23 protein-coding genes and 2 pseudogenes are annotated in these 21,968 nt (G+C 46.7%); 16 read left to right on the top strand and 9 right to left on the bottom strand.

Features of this window, described 5'->3' with window-relative positions:
• Positions 1 to 126 precede the first annotated feature (126 nt).
• Positions 127 to 1,014: a DegV family protein gene (locus tag DW965_RS14365; protein ID WP_119198497.1), complete on the bottom strand. Its 888-nt coding sequence runs from the start codon at positions 1,012 to 1,014 to the stop codon at positions 127 to 129.
• Positions 1,015 to 1,219: 205 nt separating this feature from the next.
• On the opposite strand from DW965_RS14365, the gene udp reads away from it, so the two are divergent.
• Together udp and DW965_RS14355 are read left to right on the top strand one after the other, a co-directional pair.
• A complete protein-coding gene (udp, locus tag DW965_RS14360; protein WP_055220432.1) occupies positions 1,220 to 1,996 on the top strand; it encodes a uridine phosphorylase in 777 nt (258 codons plus the stop codon).
• A 41-nt stretch (positions 1,997 to 2,037) separates the two neighbouring features.
• Positions 2,038 to 2,469, top strand: a complete 432-nt coding sequence (locus tag DW965_RS14355; RefSeq protein WP_119198496.1) for a cytidine deaminase — start codon at positions 2,038 to 2,040, stop codon at positions 2,467 to 2,469.
• Positions 2,470 to 2,555: 86 nt separating this feature from the next.
• On the opposite strand, the gene DW965_RS14350 is transcribed toward DW965_RS14355, so the two are convergent.
• Positions 2,556 to 4,016 (bottom strand): DUF1846 domain-containing protein, encoded by a 1,461-nt coding sequence (locus DW965_RS14350; protein WP_117802108.1) that lies wholly within the window; start codon positions 4,014 to 4,016, stop codon positions 2,556 to 2,558.
• Positions 4,017 to 4,715: 699 nt separating this feature from the next.
• Here DW965_RS14350 and DW965_RS14340 point away from each other — a divergent pair.
• The 4 genes from DW965_RS14340 to DW965_RS14325 all read left to right on the top strand — a co-directional run bounded on the left by DW965_RS14340 (position 4,716) and on the right by DW965_RS14325 (position 7,735).
• A complete protein-coding gene (locus tag DW965_RS14340; protein WP_330421212.1) occupies positions 4,716 to 5,324 on the top strand; it encodes a DedA family protein in 609 nt (202 codons plus the stop codon).
• Between the two features lie 307 nt (positions 5,325 to 5,631).
• A complete protein-coding gene (locus tag DW965_RS14335) occupies positions 5,632 to 6,051 on the top strand; it encodes a hypothetical protein (protein ID WP_117509394.1) in 420 nt (139 codons plus the stop codon).
• 178 nt (positions 6,052 to 6,229) lie between these two features.
• Positions 6,230 to 6,916, top strand: coding sequence for a tRNA (N6-threonylcarbamoyladenosine(37)-N6)-methyltransferase TrmO (tsaA, locus tag DW965_RS14330; protein WP_117509440.1), 687 nt, complete (start codon positions 6,230 to 6,232; stop codon positions 6,914 to 6,916).
• A 156-nt stretch (positions 6,917 to 7,072) separates the two neighbouring features.
• Entirely contained in the window at positions 7,073 to 7,735 is a 663-nt protein-coding gene (locus DW965_RS14325) for a YkgJ family cysteine cluster protein (protein ID WP_117509393.1), read from the top strand.
• Between the two features lie 103 nt (positions 7,736 to 7,838).
• On the opposite strand, the gene DW965_RS14320 is transcribed toward DW965_RS14325, so the two are convergent.
• Positions 7,839 to 8,246, bottom strand: a complete 408-nt coding sequence (locus tag DW965_RS14320; protein WP_158554971.1) for a LytTR family DNA-binding domain-containing protein — start codon at positions 8,244 to 8,246, stop codon at positions 7,839 to 7,841.
• 428 nt (positions 8,247 to 8,674) lie between these two features.
• Here DW965_RS14320 and DW965_RS14315 point away from each other — a divergent pair, with 428 nt between their 5' ends.
• The 9 genes and pseudogenes from DW965_RS14315 to DW965_RS14270 all read left to right on the top strand — a co-directional run bounded on the left by DW965_RS14315 (position 8,675) and on the right by DW965_RS14270 (position 17,707).
• Positions 8,675 to 9,127 carry a hypothetical protein gene (locus tag DW965_RS14315; RefSeq protein WP_022461015.1) on the top strand — a complete coding sequence of 151 codons (453 nt, stop codon included), beginning with the start codon at positions 8,675 to 8,677 and terminating at the stop codon, positions 9,125 to 9,127.
• A 62-nt stretch (positions 9,128 to 9,189) separates the two neighbouring features.
• Positions 9,190 to 10,269 (top strand): annotated as a pseudogene (locus DW965_RS14310) (UDP-N-acetylglucosamine 4,6-dehydratase family protein); the annotation flags it as partial.
• Positions 10,197 to 11,053, top strand: a pseudogene (locus tag DW965_RS22640) (tyrosine-protein phosphatase). The pseudogenes DW965_RS14310 and DW965_RS22640, both read left to right, overlap by 73 nt.
• Positions 11,054 to 11,098: 45 nt before the next feature.
• A complete protein-coding gene (locus DW965_RS14295; protein WP_119198492.1) occupies positions 11,099 to 11,974 on the top strand; it encodes a hypothetical protein in 876 nt (291 codons plus the stop codon).
• An 11-nt stretch (positions 11,975 to 11,985) separates the two neighbouring features.
• The gene (locus tag DW965_RS14290; protein ID WP_119198491.1) at positions 11,986 to 13,389 is read left to right on the top strand and encodes a polysaccharide biosynthesis tyrosine autokinase; all 1,404 of its coding nucleotides are present in this window, start codon (positions 11,986 to 11,988) and stop codon (positions 13,387 to 13,389) included.
• A gap of 15 nt (positions 13,390 to 13,404) precedes the next feature.
• The gene (locus DW965_RS14285) at positions 13,405 to 14,886 is read left to right on the top strand and encodes a polysaccharide biosynthesis tyrosine autokinase (RefSeq protein WP_119198490.1); all 1,482 of its coding nucleotides are present in this window, start codon (positions 13,405 to 13,407) and stop codon (positions 14,884 to 14,886) included.
• A gap of 12 nt (positions 14,887 to 14,898) precedes the next feature.
• The gene (locus tag DW965_RS14280) at positions 14,899 to 15,549 is read left to right on the top strand and encodes a sugar transferase (RefSeq protein ID WP_227093694.1); all 651 of its coding nucleotides are present in this window, start codon (positions 14,899 to 14,901) and stop codon (positions 15,547 to 15,549) included.
• Positions 15,550 to 15,840: 291 nt separating this feature from the next.
• Complete coding sequence (locus tag DW965_RS14275; protein WP_117509438.1) at positions 15,841 to 16,920, top strand: glycosyltransferase family 4 protein; 1,080 nt, start codon at positions 15,841 to 15,843, stop codon at positions 16,918 to 16,920.
• A 52-nt stretch (positions 16,921 to 16,972) separates the two neighbouring features.
• Positions 16,973 to 17,707 (top strand): EpsG family protein, encoded by a 735-nt coding sequence (locus DW965_RS14270; RefSeq protein WP_119198489.1) that lies wholly within the window; start codon positions 16,973 to 16,975, stop codon positions 17,705 to 17,707.
• 113 nt (positions 17,708 to 17,820) lie between these two features.
• Here the strand turns inward: DW965_RS14270 and DW965_RS14265 are convergent, their stop codons facing one another.
• The 6 genes from DW965_RS14265 to DW965_RS14235 form a co-directional block, all read right to left on the bottom strand.
• The gene (locus DW965_RS14265; RefSeq protein ID WP_002317706.1) at positions 17,821 to 19,020 is read right to left on the bottom strand and encodes a tyrosine-type recombinase/integrase; all 1,200 of its coding nucleotides are present in this window, start codon (positions 19,018 to 19,020) and stop codon (positions 17,821 to 17,823) included.
• Between the two features lie 80 nt (positions 19,021 to 19,100).
• Positions 19,101 to 19,307 (bottom strand): excisionase, encoded by a 207-nt coding sequence (locus DW965_RS14260; protein WP_002317707.1) that lies wholly within the window; start codon positions 19,305 to 19,307, stop codon positions 19,101 to 19,103.
• Positions 19,308 to 19,712: 405 nt separating this feature from the next.
• A complete protein-coding gene (locus DW965_RS14250; protein ID WP_002317709.1) occupies positions 19,713 to 19,961 on the bottom strand; it encodes a helix-turn-helix domain-containing protein in 249 nt (82 codons plus the stop codon).
• Positions 19,948 to 20,376 carry an RNA polymerase sigma factor gene (locus DW965_RS14245; RefSeq protein ID WP_002317710.1) on the bottom strand — a complete coding sequence of 143 codons (429 nt, stop codon included), beginning with the start codon at positions 20,374 to 20,376 and terminating at the stop codon, positions 19,948 to 19,950. The genes DW965_RS14250 and DW965_RS14245 overlap by 14 nt, the downstream gene beginning before the upstream one ends.
• Before the next feature lie 432 nt (positions 20,377 to 20,808).
• A complete protein-coding gene (locus tag DW965_RS14240; protein ID WP_002317711.1) occupies positions 20,809 to 21,174 on the bottom strand; it encodes a hypothetical protein in 366 nt (121 codons plus the stop codon).
• Between the two features lie 18 nt (positions 21,175 to 21,192).
• Positions 21,193 to 21,417 (bottom strand): sporulation initiation factor Spo0A C-terminal domain-containing protein, encoded by a 225-nt coding sequence (locus tag DW965_RS14235; protein ID WP_002317712.1) that lies wholly within the window; start codon positions 21,415 to 21,417, stop codon positions 21,193 to 21,195.
• Positions 21,418 to 21,573: 156 nt separating this feature from the next.
• On the opposite strand from DW965_RS14235, the gene DW965_RS14230 reads away from it, so the two are divergent.
• Positions 21,574 to 21,942, top strand: a complete 369-nt coding sequence (locus tag DW965_RS14230; protein WP_002317713.1) for a helix-turn-helix domain-containing protein — start codon at positions 21,574 to 21,576, stop codon at positions 21,940 to 21,942.
• Positions 21,943 to 21,968: the final 26 nt, after the last annotated feature.

Here is a 21,968-nt window from a genome sequence, read left to right as displayed (position 1 = left end):
TACTGCGTCACAGATTTTCGTCGTACCCCGGTACGCCTTCAAATCTGTTCCTTGCAATTCGCGCTCTGCAGCACTGCCTTTTTTGCATTATTTTCGGGTCTTGCTATAGATGGAAGTGCAGGAGAGTTAATCCACCCGTTCTTTCCCCCAGAAAAACAATGCCACGGTTCCTGGCCCTGTGTGGCTGCCGATGGTGGTTCCGATGTTGTTGATCTCGACTTTTCCGTTCAGATTGGGAAAGCGTTCCTCGATAAGATCCGCAACGGCCCGCGCATCGTCGTAGCAGGCGGACTGGGAAATGTAGCATTTGCCGGAGTAGGAGAGGCCGCCCTCGGCGTTTTCTTCCATCTGGTCGACGATTTTTTTGATGACTTTTTTCTTCGTACGGATTTTGAACCGCGGAATCAGCCGTCCTTCGTTGTCCATGTTGAGCAGCGGGCAGATACCGAGGAGTCCGCCGATTGCGCCGGAGGCTTTGGAGATGCGGCCACCGCGCACGTAGAAGGTGAGGTCCGTGGAGAAGAACCAGTGATGGACTTTGAGGCGGTTTTTCATCGCAAAATCGTAAACCTCTTCCAGCGGTTTTCCTTCATCGCGCAGGTCGGCAAGGCGGTCCATCAGAAGACCATAGCCGGAGGAAGCGCCGAGGGAATCCACGATGAGGATTTTCCGTTCCGGGTAGCGCTCTTCAAGGTTGGCTTTGGCGATCATCGCAGAATTCAGGACACCGGAAATGCCGGAGGAGAGGCAGACGTGGAGAATGTCTTTGCCGTCCTGCAGGAATGTTTCAAAATAGGCTTCAAATTCATCGGCATTCACCTGGGATGTTTTCGTGGAAGCGCCGGCGGCCATGGCGGCATAGAACTGATCGAACGGCATGGACTTGCCGAGATCGTCCGCGTACTCGGTGTCATTTAATTTGTAATGGAAACAGATGTATGAGATTTCCCGTTTGGAGAAATGTTCTTCGGTAAGGTCTGCTGTAGAGCAGCAGCTGATGACATAGGAACTCATAAAATAATCCCTCCTTGTAAAAATGAAAGTAAGAACTCTGGTTTCTGTGCCTATTGTAGCATCCCGAATGGGAAAAGGCAACTGCGGAACGTGATTATATCCGTAATGAAAGGGGAAGCGAAATGGTGTCAAGCCTTGTATTTGCGGTGCGGCCTGTGGTAAAATAGAACTATGAGAATACGAAAATACAAGGAGGTTTTTGCATATGCAGAATTACTCAGGAGAAGAAGGGCTGCAGTATCATCTGCAGATCCGAAAAGGCGATGTGGGACGGTACGTGATTCTGCCGGGAGATCCCAAACGGTGTAAAAAAATTGCAGCTTACTTTGAGAACCCGGTGCTCGTCGCAGACAGCCGGGAATTTGTGACTTATACGGGTACTTTGGACGGTGTAAAGGTTTCCGTTACATCTACCGGCATCGGCGGTCCGTCGGCTTCCATCGCGATGGAAGAGCTGATCCAGTGTGGCGCCGATACGTTTATCCGCGTCGGAACATGCGGCGGTATGGCACTCGATGTAGAGGGCGGCGATATCGTGGTGGCAACGGGAGCGATCCGTGCGGAGGGAACGTCAAAGGAATACGCTCCGATCGAGTTCCCGGCAGTCGCAGACCTTACCGTGACGAATGCGCTGGTGCAGGCGGCAAAGAATCTTGGGAAAAAATGGCATGCGGGCGTGGTACAGTGCAAGGATTCCTTCTACGGCCAGCACGACCCGGAGCAGATGCCGGTCGGTGATGAGCTGCTGAAAAAATGGGATGCATGGATGAAGCTTGGATGCAAAGCGTCAGAGATGGAATCGGCGGCACTCTTTATCGTGGCAAGTGCCCGCGGCGTCCGTGCCGGATCGGATTTTCTTGTGATGGGAAATCAGGAGAGAGTGAAACGCGGCATGGAGAACCACATTACGCACGATACGGAAGGTGCGATTCAGGTAGCCATCGAGGCACTGCGGATTCTGATCCGGGAAGATCAGAAATAAGAAAGAAAAAATAAGGGGATACTGGAAAGGGGAGGCTGGATATGAAACAGGAAATCAGTACAGAAATAAAACAGGAGCTGGTAAAACAGGCTCTGGCAGCGCGGAAATTTGCGTATGTGCCGTATTCGAAGTTCCGCGTAGGCGCGGCGGTTCTGGCAAAGAATGGAGCGATTTATACCGGATGCAACATTGAAAATGCGGCGTATACACCGACAAACTGCGCGGAGCGCACCGCGGTCTTCAAAGCCGTATCCGAGGGCATAACGGAATTTGACGCGATCGCCGTCTGCGGCGGCCCGGGAGAGGCAGAGCCGGGGGATTTCTGCACACCGTGCGGTGTCTGCCGCCAGGTCCTGCGGGAATTTGTCGATCCGAACGAATTTCTCGTTCTCCTCTGCAAGGGCGACGGTTCCTGGAATGAAATGACACTTGAGGAGCTGCTGCCGATGGGATTCGGAAAAGAAAATTTATAAACAGAAGCCGGAAATAGAAAAAGTCCAGGCAGATACGGAAAGTACCGTATGCCCTGGACTTTTTTGTTTAATATACGAAAAATTATTTACTGAAATTTCGGCTCACAGGTCAGATCGCATCCCAGACGCTGGAACATTTTGCGGTCCACATCGGAGAGCATAACGCTGGAGTGAACCTGGCAGCCCTTTAACTGCGGCAGGCAGGACAGCGCTTTCTGTGCATCCTCGCTCTGTGCAGCAGTAGCGGACAGCGCGATCAGAACCTCATCGGTATGAAGACGCGGGTTCTTGCTTCCGAGGTACTTGGTTTTCAGGGTCTGGATCGGAGCGATGGATTCCGGTGAGAGAACATGTACGTCATGGTCGATGCCGGAGAGCTCTTTTAATGCATTCAGCAGAAGCGCCGCGCTCGATCCGAGCAGATCGCCGGTCTTTCCGGTGATGACGCGTCCGTCCGGAAGTTCCATGGCAGCGGCCGGTGCGCCGGTCGCCTCGGCACGGACAAGAGCCGGGGAAACGGTGGTACGGTCTGCGGCAACGATGTTTTCCTGTTTCATCAGAAGCTCGATTTTGTAAGCCTCAGTCTCGGAGCGGGAGCCGTCTGCGATACCGTCCACAGCAGTGTAGTAGCGGCGGATGATCTCCTGACGGGAAGCCTCACGGCATGCCTCATCATCAATGATACAGTTTCCGGCCATGTTGACACCCATGTCAGTCGGGGATTTGTACGGGCTCTCGCCGAAGATCTGCTGGAAGATCGCACGCAGAACCGGGAAAATCTCGACATCACGGTTGTAGTTGACGGTTGTCACGCCGTATGCCTCGAGGTGGAACGGGTCGATCATGTTGACATCGTTCAGATCGGCGGTAGCAGCTTCGTAAGCCAGGTTGACCGGGTGCTTCAGCGGCAGATTCCAGATCGGGAAGGTCTCATATTTTGCATAGCCGGCGTTTACACCGCGTTTGTGCTCATGGTAAAGCTGGGAAAGGCAGGTTGCCATCTTTCCGCTTCCCGGTCCCGGTGCGGTAACGACAACGAGCGGGCGGGTTGTCTCGATGTACTCGTTCTTTCCGTATCCCTCATCGCTCACGATCAGAGGCACATTGTGCGGATAGCCCGGAATCGTGTAGTGAATGTAAACCGGGATGCCGAGCTTCTGCAGTCTCTTTTTGAACGCGTCTGCGCTGTGCTGGCCGGAGTACTGGGTGATGACAACGCTTCCGACATAGAGGCCGCGTCCGCGGAACTCGTCGATCAGACGGAGCACGTCGCTGTCATAGGTGATGCCGAGGTCACCGCGGATTTTGTTTTTCTCAATATCGGCTGCGGAAATTGCCATTACAATCTCTGCCTGGTCGGAGAGCTGCATCAGCATGCGCAGTTTCGCGTCCGGTGCAAAGCCCGGCAGAACGCGGGATGCGTGGAAATCGTCGAACAGCTTTCCGCCGAATTCCAGATACAGCTTGTTGTCAAACTGGTTGATGCGGTCGCGGATGTGCTCGGACTGCATTTTCAGGTATTTTTCATTGTCAAATCCAATTTTCATGGTATTTTTCTCCCTTTTTTCCATGGTATTTGTTTGAAAGAAACGGATCATTCCTGCAGGGATGATGCAAAGTTTTCCCCATTGGGTTCTGAAGAGTTACAAACAACTGATTTTATTTTACTATAGAGAAAAGTCACGTGCAAGAAAAAAATGCGGCAGGAATAGAAGCGATTCAGAAAAAGCACTCCTTCGCGCAAGCATGATTCGCGATTTTTCCGGAATTTCGCATGGATCTGAATCGTTACAAAAAAAATCTCCCCAAAAGGAGAGAGGCCGGGACTTGGTTGAAGCCCCGGCGGTATGAAAAAGAAATCTATCTATTAGAAAGGTTGGCGTTGGAGACGTGCTTCCAGAAATGCTTTGCCGTCTCCGGTTTATTTATAGAGAAACAATGGAGGTTGTTTTTTACTTCCTTTGTTGTTGATAAGATTAGTATACGGGAAAATTGTGACCAGAATGTGTACACGGGATAAAGCTTTTCTGAAGAGAACATGAAAACAAAAGGAAGAAAATCTGACGGAATTGTAAAGAAGTAGTCAAAAAGGATTCATGCACCGTGGAAAAGGCGCATAAAATGCAGGAGAAGAAAAAGAGCATTTCCGGCAGGAAAACCGATAAGACCGGAAAACCGGCTATCTGCAGCTGCGGGGAAGAGGTTTCTATGCCGGAAATGAAAAGGAAGAGAAAAATTTGCAGAGCGTGATTCTGGATATGGTCAACCGTTTTGGCTATCTTGGTATTCTGATTCTGATTGCGGTGGAAAATGTATTTCCACCGATTCCCTCCGAGGTGATTCTGACCTTTGGCGGTTTTCTGACAACGTGTACTCGGCTGCACCCGGCGGGGGTTGTGCTGGCATCTACGGCGGGCTCACTGCTTGGCGCGCTGGTGCTGTACGGAGCCGGAACCCTCGTCAGCCCGGAAGGGCTTGCCGAGCTGCTCGAGAGCCGGCCGATGAAGCTTCTGGGGTTTCGGGCAGAGGATGCCTGGAAGACCATTGCCTGGTTTCAGAAAAAGGGGCAGCGGGCTGTGCTGCTCGGCCGATGCATTCCGATCATCCGAAGTCTCATCTCGGTTCCGGCCGGCATGGCGGGGATGAAGATGCCGGGATTTCTGCTATATACCATAGTCGGGAGTACGGTCTGGAATCTTCTTCTGGTTGGCATCGGTGCAGCGGTCGGCGCTGCATGGGAGCAGGCGGCAGAATATGTGAAGCTATATGCGGATGTGGTTTTCCTTATTTTAATGGTGGGAACCGTATGCTTTCCGGCATTCCATTTATATAGGAAGAAACACCGTCAAAAATAATAGGATGCATGAAATCATGCATGATATGCAAAAAATATGCTTGCAATTTAGCAATAAGTGTGCTAAGATTCATCTCAACAAATAAAAGGGAGTAGCGAAACGCCGCGGGATCTGAAATAAAAACATCCCGTGCGGGTTTGAAACCGTCAGCCGATGTTGAGAAACATCCGTATCAAATGAGAACGCAAGACTTTTATTGTGGCAGATGTCATGATAGGAGTCTTTTTTTATCCTTCGACTCCTGAATACCAAACATGAACTGCCATCCGTTGCCAGCGAAAGAAGCGTGGCGGAGAGAGAGGAATGTATGAGCAGCCAAAGAGTAAAAAAAGAATTGTACGAAACTGCAATGACAGGAGAAAAGGCACTGACCAGCCTGATGTATGTACAGATGACACTGTATGCAGCAAAAAGCCAGAAAACGTATGCCAGGGTGCGAAGCGAGGGGCGTGCAAGGATGCGCCACACGGGGCTTCATATGAATCAGTATTTAAGAGCGGCAGGAAAGGATCTGGAAAGCTTTCGAAACCGTCTGAAAGAGACACATCTGCCGGAAGAGCTTCAGTCAAAGGCAGAAACATTTCTGGTCCAGACGGTACATGCGCTGGATGTGACGGAGAAAAAACAGATGTACCGCAGGGAACTGATCGGGATGGAAGAGAAAGTAAAGGAAACAGCAGAACAGATCGAGGAGCTGCTGAAAAGCATGCGGGAGCTTGGAGTATAAGTCACCGTCTGGCAGGCTCTGCGTGACCCGTAACGTGTAGTATCCGCAGGGGAGTCGGCGAAGGGGAATGCGCATGGTGGACTTTTCAAAAACAAAATGTTAAGATAAAACATATGGTAATGATTCAGAGCCATGCGAAATAGAAGAGAAGATGCAGGAAAGAAAAGGAGTAAGAAACGTGGCAGAAGAAATTGCAATGAAGGTGATCGCCCGAATCCACACGGATTTCCCGGAAAAATTCGGGATTCCGAGGCAGAGCGGACTGATCGAAGAACTAAAGAGTACGATCGTTTTTGAACCGGAGTTCCGCGATGCAAATGCACTGAGGGGGCTGGAAGAATATTCCCATCTCTGGTTGATCTGGGAGTTTTCGGAAGCCGTGCGGGATACCTGGTCTCCGATGGTGCGGCCGCCGCGGCTTGGCGGAAATAAGCGTGTCGGCGTATTTGCTACGCGTTCGCCGTTCCGTCCGAATCCGATCGGTCTTTCTTCGGTAAAGCTGGAATATGTGGAGCAGCATCCGTCGCTTGGTCCGGTATTGCACCTTACGGGAGCAGATCTGATGGACGGCACACCGATTCTGGATATCAAACCGTATCTGCCGCATGTAGACAGTCACGTGGAGGCACTTGGCAGCTTTACGGAAAAGACGAAAGAATACTTTATTCCGGTTGAGATTCCGGACGAGCTGCTGGAAAAGGTTCCGGCAGACCACCGTGCGGCGCTGAAAAAAGTGCTGGAGCAGGATCCGCGTCCATCGTATCAGAACAGCGAAGAGCGCGTCTACGGACTTTCCTTTGCGGGAATGGAAATCAAATTCCAGGTAAAGGACGAGGTACTGCATGTTGTGGGAGTAGAAATGTGAGGAAGAAATAAAGATCGGGAGAAAAGACCGAAAGCAAGGATCGAAAGCAAAGATCAAAAGCGAAGATCAAAAGCAAAGATCAAAAGCAAGGATTAAAAGCAAAGATCGAGAGAAGAGACCAAAAGCAAGGATTAAGAGAAAAGATAGGAAGAAAAAATGGAACGAAATGTAGAGATAGATAAAATTTCAGATGGAAAACGATACGGAGCTAATGATCTTGTAAAAGTGGGCTGCGACGACTGCCGCGGATGCTCCGCCTGCTGTCATGGGATGGGAGATTCGATTGTACTCGACCCGATGGATGTCTACCGCCTGGAGAAAAAGCTGGGAAAGACGATGGAAGAGATTTTGCTGGCTGGGAACGTGGCGCTTCGTGTCGTGGACGGTGTTATTCTGCCACATCTGAAGATGACAGAGCAGTCAGACCGGTGCAGCTTTTTAAATGAAGAAGGCCGCTGCAGCATCCACGATGCACGCCCGGGCTTCTGTCGGATGTTTCCGCTGGGTCGGCTGTATGAGGATGGAACATTTTCTTATTTCCTTCAGGTGAACGAATGTCCGAAGGAGAACAAGACAAAGGTCAAGGTCCGCCGCTGGCTCGATACGCCGGAGCTTGGGAAATACGAAGCCTTTACGACAAAATGGCATTATTATCTGAAGGAAAAACAGAATGCGGCGCGCGAAAGCGAGGACGATGCATTCCGGCAGCAGATCAGCATGAACATTCTGAAGCTGTTTTATCTGCTTCCGTATGACGGAAATACAGATTTTTATACACAGTTTGCAGCTCGAATGGAGCTTGCAGCAGACAAGCATTAAGCAAAAACATATATTAACAGGAGAGGCTGTCGCACGAAGCGAAAACACTACAAAATCTATATTTTGTGGAAATTTTTCTTCGTGCGGCAGCCCTCCTGTTTTTTTATATCGTTTCGTAGGAAAACTTTCCTGCTCCGGCGTAGACCAGGAAGGCTTCCCGGGTCTCACGCCTCCGCCGGCGGCTGCAGAAAATGATCTGCCCATTTTTCAGCAGAACTTCGCCAGTTACCTGTACAAGGGAAACGTGGGCAAAGTTGATCAGCAGACCTTTTCCGCCGTGGAAAAAACGATCACTTGGTGTAAGGCAGACCGTCAGGTCGGCAAATGTGCAGCGGGTTGTAAAATCTCCCTGAATGGTGTGGAGAATCAGTCGGTGCTGGCAGGCTTCAACGTAAATCAGGTCGTCGAGCGCCAGCCGGTATTTTTGGGAAACACCCTGTGAGATAATGACTGGAATTTCGAGCAGAACAGAATCGTTCGGATCGAGTGGGAATATTAATTTGGAATACAAGAAAAACACCTCCGGGAAAGTATACCGTTTGCGTCGAAGTGCAGCCGTTCAAGTCGAAGCGGTTGTCCAGCGCAAAGAAACATGATAGGGTACAAAATAAAAGCAGGAGGAGAGCATTACAGCAAACATCATAAAAATACAAAGTGTAGTTTAACACAGTGACAGAATCTCATTCAAGCCGAATTGACGGACTTCTGTTAAAATCGTTCGACAGAAAGTGACACCGTATGGCAGAAAGGGGCGAAAAAAGTAAAAAAAGGAACGATAGACAGAAAAAGCAGAAGAAAAAAACAGGAAAATCAAAAGAAAATCGAAAGAAAAGGAGGCAGAGAAGATTGACGATGCGAGATTGATTTGGTATAATATTCCAAAAATAATTATTACATATAACATTACCATAAAAGAATAAATATCATATGGAGAGAAATATGAACAGAGAAGTAGAAACAATCAGAGAAAAAGTACATACAACAGCAGATGCAGCATTATTTTTATGCTTTCAGGAAGTGAAGGGAAGCCATTCCAAAGGAGTGATCCGGCTGCCGCTGCTTCATTATGACATTCCGTTTGAGGGATACGGAGAAATGCTGCTTCGGATGAACCGCATTTATGACCTGCTCGGCATGCCGGATGCAGGAAGCTGTATGCGGAGCCTTTCAGAAGGGGAAAAAGAAGAGTGGGAATTTACAGATGAAATGAAGAACAATCAGGATACAACGCTTCCAGCCGGAACCGAGCGTATGGTCAGTATTCAGATTCAGTTCCGACAGCACTGTAGTCTGCAGGGATTTCTGATCTGCGGAAAACAGAAAGCAGGTTTTCGTTCAGCACTTGAAATGCTGTATTTACTGGAAGATTGTCTGCAGGAACAGGATAACTGAATACGGGAGAAAAACGCAACAGAATGAGAGTGGGAGCTATGAAGGAAGAAAAAAAGATCAGAAAGAAAATAAAAATTGAGGATTTGTTGCCAAGAGATCTCATCCGGGTGGATCTCGATGCAATCCTGGGCTATGTGAAGGGAAAAACAATCCTGGTAACAGGCGGAGGCGGTTCGATCGGAAGTGAGATCTGCCGCCAGCTGGCCGGACACGACGTCGGGCATCTGATCATTTTTGACATCTACGAAAACAATGCGTACCAGATTCAGAAATCTCTGGAATGGGAGTTCCCAGATCTCAATTTGACAGTACTGATTGGTTCTGTGCGGGATGAGCGGAGGCTGGAATCAATTTTTTCGAAGTACCGGCCGGACATCGTCTTTCACGCAGCAGCCCACAAGCATGTGCCGCTGATGGAGGACAGCCCGAATGAAGCGATTAAAAACAATGTTATTGGAACCTTAAAAACGGCGCGCACAGCAAGCCATTATCAGGTAAAGAAGTTTATCCTGATATCAACAGACAAGGCAGTCAACCCGACCAACATCATGGGAGCGAGCAAGCGGCTCTGTGAGATGGTGATTCAGCTGATCGGAAGACACAGCACGACAGAGTTTGCGGCAGTGCGCTTTGGAAATGTACTGGGAAGCAACGGAAGTGTCATTCCGCTGTTCCGCCGTCAGATCGAACACGGCGGTCCGGTGACGGTTACGCATCCGGATATCATTCGATATTTTATGACGATTCCGGAGGCAGTCAGCCTGGTACTTGAGGCAGGCGCCTATGCGAAAAACGGTCAGATCTTTGTCCTGAATATGGGAGATCCGGTCAGAATCGCAGATCTGGCAAAAAATATGATCCGCCTTTCCGGATATGAGCCGGAAAAAGAAATCAAGATCAAATACATTGGCCTGCGGCCCGGCGAAAAGCTGTATGAGGAACTTCTGATGAATGAAGAGGGCATGCAGACCACAGAAAACAGCCGGATTTTTATTGGCAGACAGATTGCATTTGACGAGAAGGTATTCCGGGAGCAGATAAAGGAACTCGCGAAGGAAGCGGAAAACGAATGTCCGAACATCTGCTATCTGGTAAAGAAAATGGTGCCGGAATACCAGTACGAAGGAGAAAAGCAGGAATGACGGATCTTCATGTACATATTCTGCCGGGAGTTGACGACGGATCCCCAAATTTGTCCACCTCCCTTGAAATGGCAGAAATGGCGGCACAAAGCGGGGTACGCATCCTCGCGGTGACGCCGCATGCAAACCAGACGGGAATCGAAGGCGTGGAGGACGGATACGTCAACTACGAATCGGAACAGTTAGAAGAGCTGTTTTACCGTCTGGAGAGGGAAATCAACAGAGAACACATTCCCATCAGCTGGTGCGCGGCATGGAAATCATGAGCATCGGGCCGCTTGGAAAAAAAATCAGAGAGAGAAAGCTGATACCGCTCCATGAGGGCCGCTATTATCTGATCGAGGTGCCGTTTGATATGGCGCCGGACGGAATCAGAAAGCGGCTGCTGGAATTTCCGGCGATGGGAAAAATCCCGGTGCTGGCGCATCCGGAGCGGTATTTCTGCGTTCAGGATACACCGGAGCTTCTGTACGAATTTCGGGAAATGGGCGCGGTTTTGCAGATCAACAAAGGAAGTGTGTTTGGAAGATTTGGAGAAGAAGCGGAGCGGACAGCGGTTTTTTTGCTGGAAAACCGCCTCGCGGGCTGTGTGGCAAGCGATGCACACGGGGCTGATTACCGGACCACGGACATGCGGCCGGTCCGGCAGTTTCTGAAGGAGCGGTATGGAGAAGCGTATGCACAGCTTTTATTGAAAGTGAATCCGAGAAGAATCCTGGAGGACCGTCAGATTTTCTATGAACCGTCCCCGGAACGAAAACGGAAAAGACGCTGGTTCCTCTGAAAACAGGAAGAATGGCGTTACAGAAACGAAAGGAGCATCTTTGATATGCACAAAACGAGAGCGGCAGTTCTCATTCTGTTTCTGGCTTCCACACTTGCCTTTGGCGGGTGTCTGGTGCGGCAGCAGACGGGAAAAGACGGAAAAGGGCCGGAAATTACGATGGACAACAGTGAGATTTCTGCCAGCATCCATGCAGAGGAGTCAGAACTTCTGGCCGGAGTAACTGCTTACGATAAAAAAGACGGCGATGTGACGAGTTCTCTTGCTGTGGAACATATTTCGAATTTTGTGGAAAAAGGGCGGCGGAAAATCAGTATCGTCGCCTTTGATTCCGATAACCACGTTACGCATGCGGAGCGGGAACTGGTGTATAATGATTACACCTCACCGGTCTTTTCCCTGGATCGCCCGCTGCGGTTCAGCCTGAATGCAGATGATCTGACAGAGGGACTTTCCGCGGAGGACTGCCTGGACGGAACGATTACCGACCGCATCCGGATTTCTTACGAGGATGAGATCAGCAGTACACCGGGACTGTACCACGTGACATATTCGGTTGCAAACCGCGCCGGAGATGTGACAAGTCTTCCGGTGACAGTAGAACTCTACGATCCGGCAGAGGAGAACGGAAAGCCGCAGATTACCCTGAGCGATTACCTGATTCATCTGGATCTGCAGCAGCCATTTGATCCGCAGGCATATCTGGAAAGCGTGAGTGTAGATCAGATGCTGTATGAAAAGAGAGAAGACGGTGCGCTTCATGCAGCTTCGGATGAAGAAGAGCTCCTGGGAGAAAACCAGTTTTCCATTGACAATCCGGTCGATACCGGCAGTGCGGGTGTTTATGAAGTGACATACACTGCGACAGCGGAGGAGGGGCAGACAAGCTCCGTCCGACTGATCGTCTGTGTAAACGAATAGGGGGGATCCAGATGGGAGAATACGACAGAACAGGAAACGGGCAGAGCAGCAAAACAGACTGGGATCTCCGAAGTATCCTGTGCGACATTGCAAAAAACTGGTGGGTCATCCTTCTGATTGCCTGTTCGGTGGCAATGATAACCTATACCGTATTGACGACCGTACACAAAGACCGGTATACGGTAAAAACCACATTTGCCGTTATGGGACGCGGGGTGGATGCCAATGCGGCATCGAGCCTGTCGGCCACATATGAGATGGCACAGAAATTTGAAGCAATTCTGGAAAATACGATTTTGAAGAAAAAAGTGATGGAGGAGCTTAGCCTGTCCTCGTTTCCGGCAAAAATGAATGCTTCCATTGTGCCGGAATCCAATCTGATGGAGCTGTCTGTGACCGCAGATTCGCCGGAAATGGCATTTCGGATCTTAAAGTCGGTACTGAACAATTATACGAGCATTTCCGACTATATTATTCCGAATGTAGTGTTGGAGACACTGCAGCAGCCGCAGGTTTCCGGCGTGCCATCGAACCAGATTCCGACCAAAAAGTATGCCGCGACCGCATTTCTTGCGGCAGCCCTTGCTATGGCGGCACTCATCGGACTCTTTTCCTTTCTGCGGGATACCGTCAAAAATGAGGCAGAATTCACCCGCAAAATCGATGCGGACCTGCTGGGCGTTGTGTATCACGAAAAGAAGAAGAAAAACAGCTCCATGCTGATTACCAATCCGGCGCGGAGCTTTCTGTATGTGGAATCCTTAAAGCGTATTGCATCGCGTGTGCGGGGGCGTCTGAACCGAAAAGGCGGAAAAGTGCTGCTGGTGACCAGTGTGGCGGAAAATGAAGGAAAATCGACCCTTGCGGCAAATCTGGCGCTTGCCCTTGCAGAAGAGCAGAACCGTGTACTGCTTTTGGACTGCGATTTCCGACAGCCGGCGTTACATAAAATCTTTGAGATTCCGGAAAAAGACGGAAAGGATTTCGGAAAGGTTGTCCTCGGAAAAGAGTCGGCATCCGGCGTTTTTGAGAAACACAAGGATACCAACGTATATACCGGAATCTGCCGTAATCGTCTGGAAGAGCCGTCGCTTGCAATCGGCGGTGAGATTTTCCACCGGATTCTGGAGACATGCCGGACCAATATGGACTACATTATTCTGGATACGCCGCCGATGGGAATGACGGCGGATGCAGAAGAGCTTGCAGAGTATGCCGATGCGGCAGTTCTTTCCGTACGGCAGGACGGCGCACTGACGAGGGATATCAACGACGCGATTGATGCATTGAACCAGAAAGAGGAAAAAGTGATCGGCTGTGTATTTGGAAATGTTTATCCGGGATTCGGTGAGCGGATCGGCAACAGCTACGGTTATGGATATGGATACGGCACCTACAGCAGGGCAGAACGATAAGAGGGAGCAAAGAGCATGAGCAGAGAAACGTATGAAACCTATTCGGCGGAACCGGAGAAAATCGATCTGATCGCCTTTCTGGCAGAATATTTCCAGGCGTTCCGAAAATTCTTTTTGGGCGTGCTGATTCTTGTGATCCTCATGGGAGGCGGCTCCTTTCTGACGGCAAAGCTGCGGTATCAGCCCATGTATGAGGCATACACCTCATTTGTGGTCGGATCAAACCGCGCGGTCGGCTATTCCTATTATGACAATGTGACGGCGCAGCAGCTTGGAAAAACCTTTCCTTATATCGTAACAAGCGGTGTATTAAAGGATGTTGTAGCACGGGATCTTCAGGTGGGAGCAGTGACATCCCAAATTGAGGCGAGTGTGATGGAAAACACCAACCTGTTCACGATTCGCGTCAAAGATTCTTCACCGGATACGGCATATCGCGTACTTCAGTCCGTCATAACCAATTATCCGGAGGTGGCGGAGTACATTATCGGTGCGACAACGCTGACGGTGGTAGACGACAGCGGCGTACCGGTATCCCCGATCAACAGCCAGGATGCGGTACATGCCGGAATGATCGGAGCAGCGGCGGGACTTGCCGTTGCACTGCTTTTGATTTTCATCTATGTGAGAACAAGAAAAACAATTCGCCAGGCAGAGGACGTGAAAAAGCTGACGAACGCAACGTTCCTTGGAAATCTGCCGGAGGCGAAAATCAAGAAACGAAGCAACGTAAAAGAACAGACCATCACGATCTGTAACCCTAAAGTGCCGGATTCCTTCAAAGAAGCAATGCAGCTCATCCGGACAAGAACAGAGGACGGGCTTGGAAAAGCCGACTGTCCGGTTTTGCTTGTGACAAGCTCTGTGCCGGGAGAGGGAAAGACGACCGTTGCCGTGAATCTCGCAGAGGCATTCGCAAAGAAGAAGTACCGCGTAGTGCTGCTGGACGGAGATCTGCGAAATCCGTCGGTATTGAAGTGTATTGGACTTTCCGAGCGGAAGGGACGTGGAATCATAGGAGTGCTGAAAGGACAGATCAGCCTGGATGAGGCACTTACCGATTATCGGGATCTGTCGCTGAAAATTCTGCCGGGTGTCGGAAGTACACAAAATCCGGCCGGCCTGCTGCGTTCCGCGCGGATGAAAACGCTGATCGAAGAATTGAAAGAGGATGCGGATCTTCTGATTATTGATACGCCGCCGTGCGGAGTACTGTCGGATGCATCCCTTTTGGGCGGAATCGCAGATTCTGCAGTTCTTGTCGTACACCAGGGAACTACCAAGGACCGTGAAGTACAGCGGGCACTGGAATTCTTCGAGGATTCGCAAATTCCGGTCTGCGGCTATGTACTGAACGGCGTGCCGGAGGGTGCGACAGGCTACGGATACAGCACCTATGGCGGTTATGGCTACGGAAAATATGGTTATGGTTACGGAAAGTACGGCTATGGAAAAGAAAAAGAAGGCCGGAAAAGTAACCAGTCGGTGAAAGAATAGGGGGAAGAAAACATGAGGGAATCTGGAATTTATCAAATGTATCTGAAAAATCTGCTGGACCGGCTGCTTGCACTGGTTGGAACGGCAGCACTGTCGTGGTTGCTGATTTTGCTTGGCATAGCGATCCATCTCGATTCGCCGGGACCGATTTTCTTCCGGCAGAAGCGGGCAGGAAAGAACGGCACGTATTTTTACATATATAAATTCCGCACGATGCGTATCGATACCCCACATGATATGCCGACCCATATGCTGAATAATCCCGATCTTTTCATCACAAGAGTCGGACGGTTTCTCCGGAAAACATCCCTCGATGAGCTGCCACAGCTCTTTAATATCCTGAAGGGCGATATGGCGCTGGTTGGCCCGCGTCCGGCACTCTGGAATCAGTATGACCTCCTTGTGGAGCGTGAGCAGTACGGCGCAAACAGCGTCCGTCCGGGTCTTACCGGATGGGCACAGATCCATGGACGGGATGAGCTGCCGATCCGGCAAAAAGCTGAACTGGATGGATATTATGTGCACCATATCCAGCTCAAAATGGATCTGGAATGTCTCTGGAGAACAGCAGGAGCCGTACTGCGGCAGGATGGAATTCACGAAGGCAGACTGGAAAAACAGCAGATGAAGGGTGCAAAAGAGGTTGTGAAGGTTGGAAAATAGAAGAAGATAAAAAAGATAGAAAAAGACAGAGAAAGATAGAAAAACAGCAAAAGATAGAAAAAGTAGTAAAAGACAGCAAAAGATAGAAAAAATAGCAAAGATAGCAAAAGATAGGAAGAAACGGGCAGGATGTTTTTGGGAAGGAAAGCATGCTGCCTCGTTTTACATAGAAGCTGGAAAATAATGAGAAAAGTAATTGCATATTGATTGAAAGATGATATAATTTATAAAGAAAATAATGAAATTAGTAATGAAACAATGCGGAATATTACACCGAAACAGGAAAGAAAAATGAAAAAACGAATTCTAATTGTAACCAATCATTCGTATATGTTCTGGCAGTTTCGCAAAGAATTGGTGGAAGCCTTGCAGAAAGAGCATGAAGTGATTCTTGCCATGCCATTTGTCGGGCATGAAGAAGATTTTCGGAAAATGGGAATCGAGTGTATTCCCGTATCCATGAACCGACGTGGCGTGAATCCTTTTGCCGAGGCAAAGCTGTTGCGGGACTATAAGCGGCTTCTGCAAAAAATCAGCCCGGACTTTGTGCTTACATATTCCATTAAACCAAATATCTATATGGGTCTGCTCTGCAGTTGCAAAAAGATTCCCTATTATGCCAACGTACAGGGACTTGGAACTGCATTCCAAAAACCAGTACTGGCCGGATTTGTTACGGTACTGTATCGAATCGCTTTCCGAAAAGTAAAATATGTCTTTTTTGAAAATAAAGAAAACGCCCGCGAATTTGGCGAACGAAACATCGTATCGGCAGATCGTCAGGTTGTTCTGCCCGGTGCGGGAATTAACCTGGAAAAATACAAAATGGAACCTTACCCGAATCACAGCCGTGTCCATTTTCTGTATCTCGGACGAATCATGAAAGAAAAAGGAATAGAAGAACTCTTTTATGCCGTTCGGCGGCTGAAAGAAGAAAACGAAGACTTTGTCCTTGATCTGGCCGGATTCTTTGAAGATATCTACAAAAAGCAGGTAGAAGAACTGGAACAGCTTGGAATCGCCCATTTTTACGGCTTTCAGTCAGACCCGCGCCCATTTTATGCAGAAGCAGACTGTGTCGTTCTTCCCAGCTATCATGAAGGCATGAGCAACGTCCTCCTGGAAGCAGCGGCAACCGGCCGCCCTGTTATCACAAGCAATATCCCGGGCTGCCGGGAAAGCGTAGAAAATGGAAAAAGCGGTCTGCTGGTTGAAGTAAAAAACAAAGAGATGCTGTATCAGGCAATGAAAAAGATGCTGCATTGCAGCAGAGAAGAACGGGAAAAAATGGGTAAAGCAGGAAGAGAGAAGATGAAAAGAGAGTTTCGGAAGGAAGCTGTGGTGGAGAGAACGGTGAGAAGTCTGGAGTAAGATGAAAGAGGAAAGAGAAAATTTTAGTAAGACAAAAGGAGAAATGTAAAAGATGTCCATAACGAATTATTGGTTTCAATTAATCTGGCTTTTGACAGTAGGAATGGTTCTGGCAATATCTCTGCCGAAAAAGCAGGAAATCGTTATGGGAAGGATAGAAGAAAGATGGCAGATAGCACCGGCAGTGCTTCTAGTGGTTCCATATATATTGGCGGCAACACTAAGATCCGATAATTTTGGAGATACCTATGCCTACCGAAGTGTCTTTAGAGAAGCACCTAGTAAAATAGCTGCGCTTCCACTCTATCTCGAGGGAATAAAAAAAGATAAAGGTTTTTCGGTCTTAATTGTGATTATAAAAGCTCTTATTGGAAATTCACCTATTCTGTTTTTCATGTTCATAGCTACTGTGCAAATGTTATGTATGGCATTTATTTATCGAAAATATAGTGAAAACTATTGGATGAGTATTTTTGTTTTTGTTGCGGGAACAGACTATATGTCTTGGTGTCATAATGGTATCCGACAGTTTTTGGCAATTGCCATTATCATGGCAGGATTTCCATTACTGCTAAAAAGAAAATATATACCACTGATAGCAATTATTCTATTAGGAGCGACATTTCATGCGTCAGCATTGCTTATGATCCCGATCATTTTTATTGTGCAGGGAAAGGCATGGAATAAAAAGAGTGTGCTGTGCATTTTGGGATGTATTTTAATATTAATATTTAATATCTTTTTCCACTTATCTTTTTATAACTTCTTAAATGTCAGTTTAGCTTGATTTTATGGGCTTTTCTGGCATTTTTGTATAGGGAAGATAACTCACATATCTTTTTATAAGTCTATGTGTTTTCTCTGTGGGAAGTAGTAAATTAGTAGTATGTTCCGTATTTACTACAACGCACATATCCTTTCCATTTCAGCTTTTGCAGAACCAAATGAGCCGTGAGCGTAATAATTCAGCGTCATGCTTATATCAGAATGTCCCATGATATACTGTAAGGTATTCGGTGTCATTCCTTTGTTTGCCATTTTCGTACAGAACGTATGTCGCAGGCTGTGTGGCGAAATCTCTGGCAGTTCATCATCATGTGTCTTGTTGTACTTCTTAACCAGACCTTTTAATACCATGTTGTAACTGCTTGCTACTTGCGGTAAGCCTTTACCGTTCAACATCAAAAAGTTGCTGTAACCGTCAATCACGATTGGTTCTGTTTTCTTTCGGCTCTTGATAAGTCGCTGGAAAGCGTCATAGGCTTTGTCAGTCATTGGAATTTCACGGATACCGCTTTTTGTCTTTGGCTTCTCTATATAGTAGCCCGTTTCCGTGTCTTTCAATAGCTGGTGTTCCACAAGGATTGATTTATTCTTCATATCAACGGCAACGTTCAAGTCCAGACCGCAGAACTCGGAAATACGAAGTCCCGTTTCCAGAAGTATTACAAGTTCGTCATAATACTTTTTGTAGGTTCTGTCGCTTTTTGCAAATGTCAGCAAGGCTTCTTCCTGCTCTAAAGATAGGGCGGTCTTTTCTTTTCGGGTATCATCAAGAATATCACTTAGCACAAAATCAAACGGATTTTTTCTAACGTAATCATCTTGTATCGCCATGTAGAACGAAGCCCTCAAAGAACGCATATAATTCTTGATTGAGTTATACGCTATCCCGTTTTCGCTCATGCGGATAGCCCATTCTTTAGCGTCTGATTGCTTGACGCTATCAATGCTCATACTTCCGAAAGGGTCTTTTTTCAGAACGTTCATAAACTGTTGTCTGCCTTTGACCGTATTTCTGCGAATGTTCTTTCGTAGATTATTTTTCTTTTCGTAAAGCTGGCATACCGTCATTTTCTTGCCTGCGGTGTCGATACCGTCGCTTAAATCTCTCTGGACTTCTGCGATTTTCTCACGTAATGAAATATCATCACGTTTGCCTTTTGGTACTCTGTCCGTAGGAACAAGTTTCCATGAATAAATAAATTTCTGCTCGCCTAATGAATTGATGTATTTGTAAACGTATCTTCCCTCTTTGTTCTGGCTTTCCCCAGTTCTTAAAATTCGTCGTCTGTTATCTCGTCTAACTTCTCTTGACATAGTAGAAAACTCCTCTCCAAAACTGGAGCAAGCCTAGATACGTCATATAAATATTATAACATATTCTAGGCTTGATTTCACTATATTGTGTCCAGTGTATCAATGATTTTTTCAAACTGTTTTCGCTTTATCTGAATACGGTTGCCGTTCATAATAACCCATTTCGCACCGATATTTTCTTCTGCCAGACGACGCAGTTTATTTTCGCCAATGCGAAAGTATTTAGACGCTTCCTCAATGGTAAGCGTGTATTTTTCCCATACAGGCACATCAGTATTGTTTATCATAGTATATAACCCCCTTTACTGTGTGTCATTTTTTACAAGCAGGCAGACGGCTTTGGAAAGCTCCGTTAGTATCTCAACTATTCCCATTCTTGTGGGCAGAACCGCACCATGCGGACGTATCATTATTCTGTGAGGGTAGGTCGTGGCAAAGCGACTTTTCCAACGGTCGCTCTCGGATCACTGCGTGGGTCGCTCGCTTTCTTTTGGAAAGGTCATGGCGTACAGTTCCCGTGGCTTGCTACCTCACAAACGTATCTGTCTGCTTTATTCAATTTTCAAAGAACTATCGGCTCATACGTCCGTCAAAATTTATCTACTTTTCAATAAACTTTGACCGATATATCAATCCCAAAGAGGACGCAGGAAAGGGGGTATAGCGTCGCTCTTGTTGATAGGACAGTCCGTTTATGCTACTTTAAATTCAAGTATCTGTTGAATAAGTTTTGCTTCCAAACGGCTACGCATATCTTCATCAACGCAAGTATGCGGATTGCCGTATTCGTCAATGCTTGTTCTCATAGACAGTCTGGCAATGTAAGGCTCATAATGACTTAATACTACATTCATAGCCAGAATATCGCCTTGAGAAGCAGAAACGATAACGGGATATGGCAATAAGTTGTTGCCCTTATGTACTGCATTATTCTTTCTCATGCTGTTTTTCCTCCATTCTTTTCTTTACTTTTTCAAAGCCTTTTTTACGTTTATAGTGCACTGTACGACGAACAATTTTCATAAGGTCAGCAATTTCAACGTCATTAAAGCCCAAACCGTACAATAACAAAATAAGACGTTCTTCTTCTGAAAGTTCCTGCAATGCTTCACTTAACAACTCATTTTTGATTTTTACGTCATAGCCCATAACCTTGTAAGTGTCATAGTCTGTTGAATATTCATCATAAGTTGCAAGTTCGGCAAGCTGTTCTGGCGAAAGTTCTGAAAATGAAACTTGCATATTATTCAAACGCTGGTATTGCTTCTGAATATTGATAGCTTCATGTTTCAAAATCTTTTTGCAATAACAGTCAAAAACTTTCTGAATATCTTCATGGGAAGTCGATTTTTTCACGTTTTCACCTCCTTCCGTTTCTCAAAAGGCGGTGAGATTAACCGTTCCTTCCCCCTTTCCGTTATTAATACAAATGAGGGGGCATGGATTGGCAAAGATTGAGAAAAAAATTTAAGAAAAGTAAAAAAGCCCAAGAAGTCATAAAAACCTCATTGAGCTTTGCAAGGCAATATCAGCAAGCAAACTGTTTTTTATCTAAGTATCAACAGAGTATTACCTACTGTAATTTATAAGATTTTTAACGAATTTCTTTTATGCCATCTTATCATTCCAATTCCTCTCGTGTAGAAATTGACGCTATATCATAGCTTTCTACAAGATAAGCATAAAATATAAATCCGTCTTAATTCCGTCCGTATTCCTGTTTTTTAGCAGGATATAAAAAAGGTTACTGCAATATGTCAGATACCCGACCTTGCAATAACCTGTCCATTAAAAGTCATGCGTATTTTCTTTTATAAGTTGGCGATAGTAACTCTGTTTCTCTGTTGGTATCTGATTGAGAAAATCTTCTATCCATTGGCTTGTCTGCTCTAGTATTTGTTCGTCCTCATAATATTCTGGGTAATCAGCTAAAATATCATGCTCTCTGTCAATTTGCTCTACTTCCTTGCAGGCTAAGTCTAAATAAGTGCTTATCAATGTCTGTGTATATGCCGTATAGCCTAGCGATAGTGTAATATGGGTAATACGTTCAAAATCTGCTTGTGTCATTTTATTTTTACCCGTTAATAAATCATAATCATACTGTCCACAGATTGATAAAAAATCTTCCCTTTGCTTCTCTGATTGTTTCATAATCGCCACTCCTTACATTCAAAATTTTAGCTTTTTGCTGGTAATACAGATAAATTCCTCTGGTGTTGGTGTCTTGTTTCCAAACAGCCTTTGAAATTCTGCTTGTTTCTCTGCGTCGGGATTGTTTCTTGCTTCTTCAATAGCAAGTTGCATTTCTTCCCGAACTTCCGCAACAGAAACGCCACGAAGTCTTGCAACTTCCTTTAACATTTTTTTGCTATCTCTTTTATTGAACTTTATCATACCATATCCACCTCATTTCTGGATAAACTTTATTTTTGATGTCCATAATAAGCGAAACTATAACTTATGGAATAGTTTATTTTATAGGGCTATTATAATACATTTTCACAAAGGTTACAATGTAAAAGAATGGTTCAAGGAAAGGATGTGTGTGCTATGGAGCTTGATTTTAAAGCGATAGGGAAACGAATAAAAATTGCAAGGATAAAGAAAAATTTTACCCAAGAAGCCGTAGCAGACAGAATAGGCGTTTCCCCACAGCACGTCAGTAATATAGAAACTGGAAACTCCAGCGTCAGCCTGCCGACTTTAGTTGCGATTGCAAATATGTTATCTGTATCGGTTGATGAACTTTTATGTGATACTGTTCTTACCTCTAAGCCCATATTTGAAAGAGAAGCAAAAGATATTTTCGAGGATTGCAACGAATATGAAGTCCGTGTTTTAGTAGATGTTTTGAAAGCAACTAAAAATTCTATGCGTCATGTAAAGATGTTTGAAAACAAAATGAATAGGAACGAATAAAACCGTAGTGTACTGATCACAAATGA

This window comes from Blautia sp. AM47-4, from assembly GCF_003479865.1.
GTDB lineage: Bacteria > Bacillota > Clostridia > Lachnospirales > Lachnospiraceae > Fusicatenibacter > Fusicatenibacter saccharivorans.
The sequence above is the reverse complement of the archived record's forward strand: the minus strand, read 5'-3'. Positions and strand labels throughout refer to the sequence as shown.

Excerpts from the sequence above, each read along its gene's own strand:
- DW965_RS14335 (WP_117509394.1), top strand. The coding sequence starts at position 5,632 with ATGAGCAGCCAAAGAGTAAAAAAAGAATTGTACGAAACTGCAATGACA.
- DW965_RS14295 (WP_119198492.1), top strand. The coding sequence starts at position 11,099 with ATGCACAAAACGAGAGCGGCAGTTCTCATTCTGTTTCTGGCTTCCACA.
- DW965_RS14250 (WP_002317709.1), bottom strand. The coding sequence starts at position 19,961 with ATGAGAAAGAATAATGCAGTACATAAGGGCAACAACTTATTGCCATAT.
- DW965_RS14365 (WP_119198497.1), bottom strand. The coding sequence starts at position 1,014 with ATGAGTTCCTATGTCATCAGCTGCTGCTCTACAGCAGACCTTACCGAA.
- DW965_RS14325 (WP_117509393.1), top strand. The coding sequence starts at position 7,073 with ATGGAACGAAATGTAGAGATAGATAAAATTTCAGATGGAAAACGATAC.
- DW965_RS14280 (WP_227093694.1), top strand. The coding sequence starts at position 14,899 with ATGAGGGAATCTGGAATTTATCAAATGTATCTGAAAAATCTGCTGGAC.
- DW965_RS14235 (WP_002317712.1), bottom strand. The coding sequence starts at position 21,417 with ATGATAAAGTTCAATAAAAGAGATAGCAAAAAAATGTTAAAGGAAGTT.
- udp (WP_055220432.1), top strand. The coding sequence starts at position 1,220 with ATGCAGAATTACTCAGGAGAAGAAGGGCTGCAGTATCATCTGCAGATC.
- DW965_RS14350 (WP_117802108.1), bottom strand. The coding sequence starts at position 4,016 with ATGAAAATTGGATTTGACAATGAAAAATACCTGAAAATGCAGTCCGAG.
- DW965_RS14260 (WP_002317707.1), bottom strand. The coding sequence starts at position 19,307 with ATGATAAACAATACTGATGTGCCTGTATGGGAAAAATACACGCTTACC.
- DW965_RS14285 (WP_119198490.1), top strand. The coding sequence starts at position 13,405 with ATGAGCAGAGAAACGTATGAAACCTATTCGGCGGAACCGGAGAAAATC.
- DW965_RS14315 (WP_022461015.1), top strand. The coding sequence starts at position 8,675 with ATGAACAGAGAAGTAGAAACAATCAGAGAAAAAGTACATACAACAGCA.
- DW965_RS14265 (WP_002317706.1), bottom strand. The coding sequence starts at position 19,020 with ATGTCAAGAGAAGTTAGACGAGATAACAGACGACGAATTTTAAGAACT.
- DW965_RS14290 (WP_119198491.1), top strand. The coding sequence starts at position 11,986 with ATGGGAGAATACGACAGAACAGGAAACGGGCAGAGCAGCAAAACAGAC.
- DW965_RS14355 (WP_119198496.1), top strand. The coding sequence starts at position 2,038 with ATGAAACAGGAAATCAGTACAGAAATAAAACAGGAGCTGGTAAAACAG.
- DW965_RS14230 (WP_002317713.1), top strand. The coding sequence starts at position 21,574 with ATGGAGCTTGATTTTAAAGCGATAGGGAAACGAATAAAAATTGCAAGG.
- DW965_RS14240 (WP_002317711.1), bottom strand. The coding sequence starts at position 21,174 with ATGAAACAATCAGAGAAGCAAAGGGAAGATTTTTTATCAATCTGTGGA.
- DW965_RS14275 (WP_117509438.1), top strand. The coding sequence starts at position 15,841 with ATGAAAAAACGAATTCTAATTGTAACCAATCATTCGTATATGTTCTGG.
- DW965_RS14270 (WP_119198489.1), top strand. The coding sequence starts at position 16,973 with ATGTCCATAACGAATTATTGGTTTCAATTAATCTGGCTTTTGACAGTA.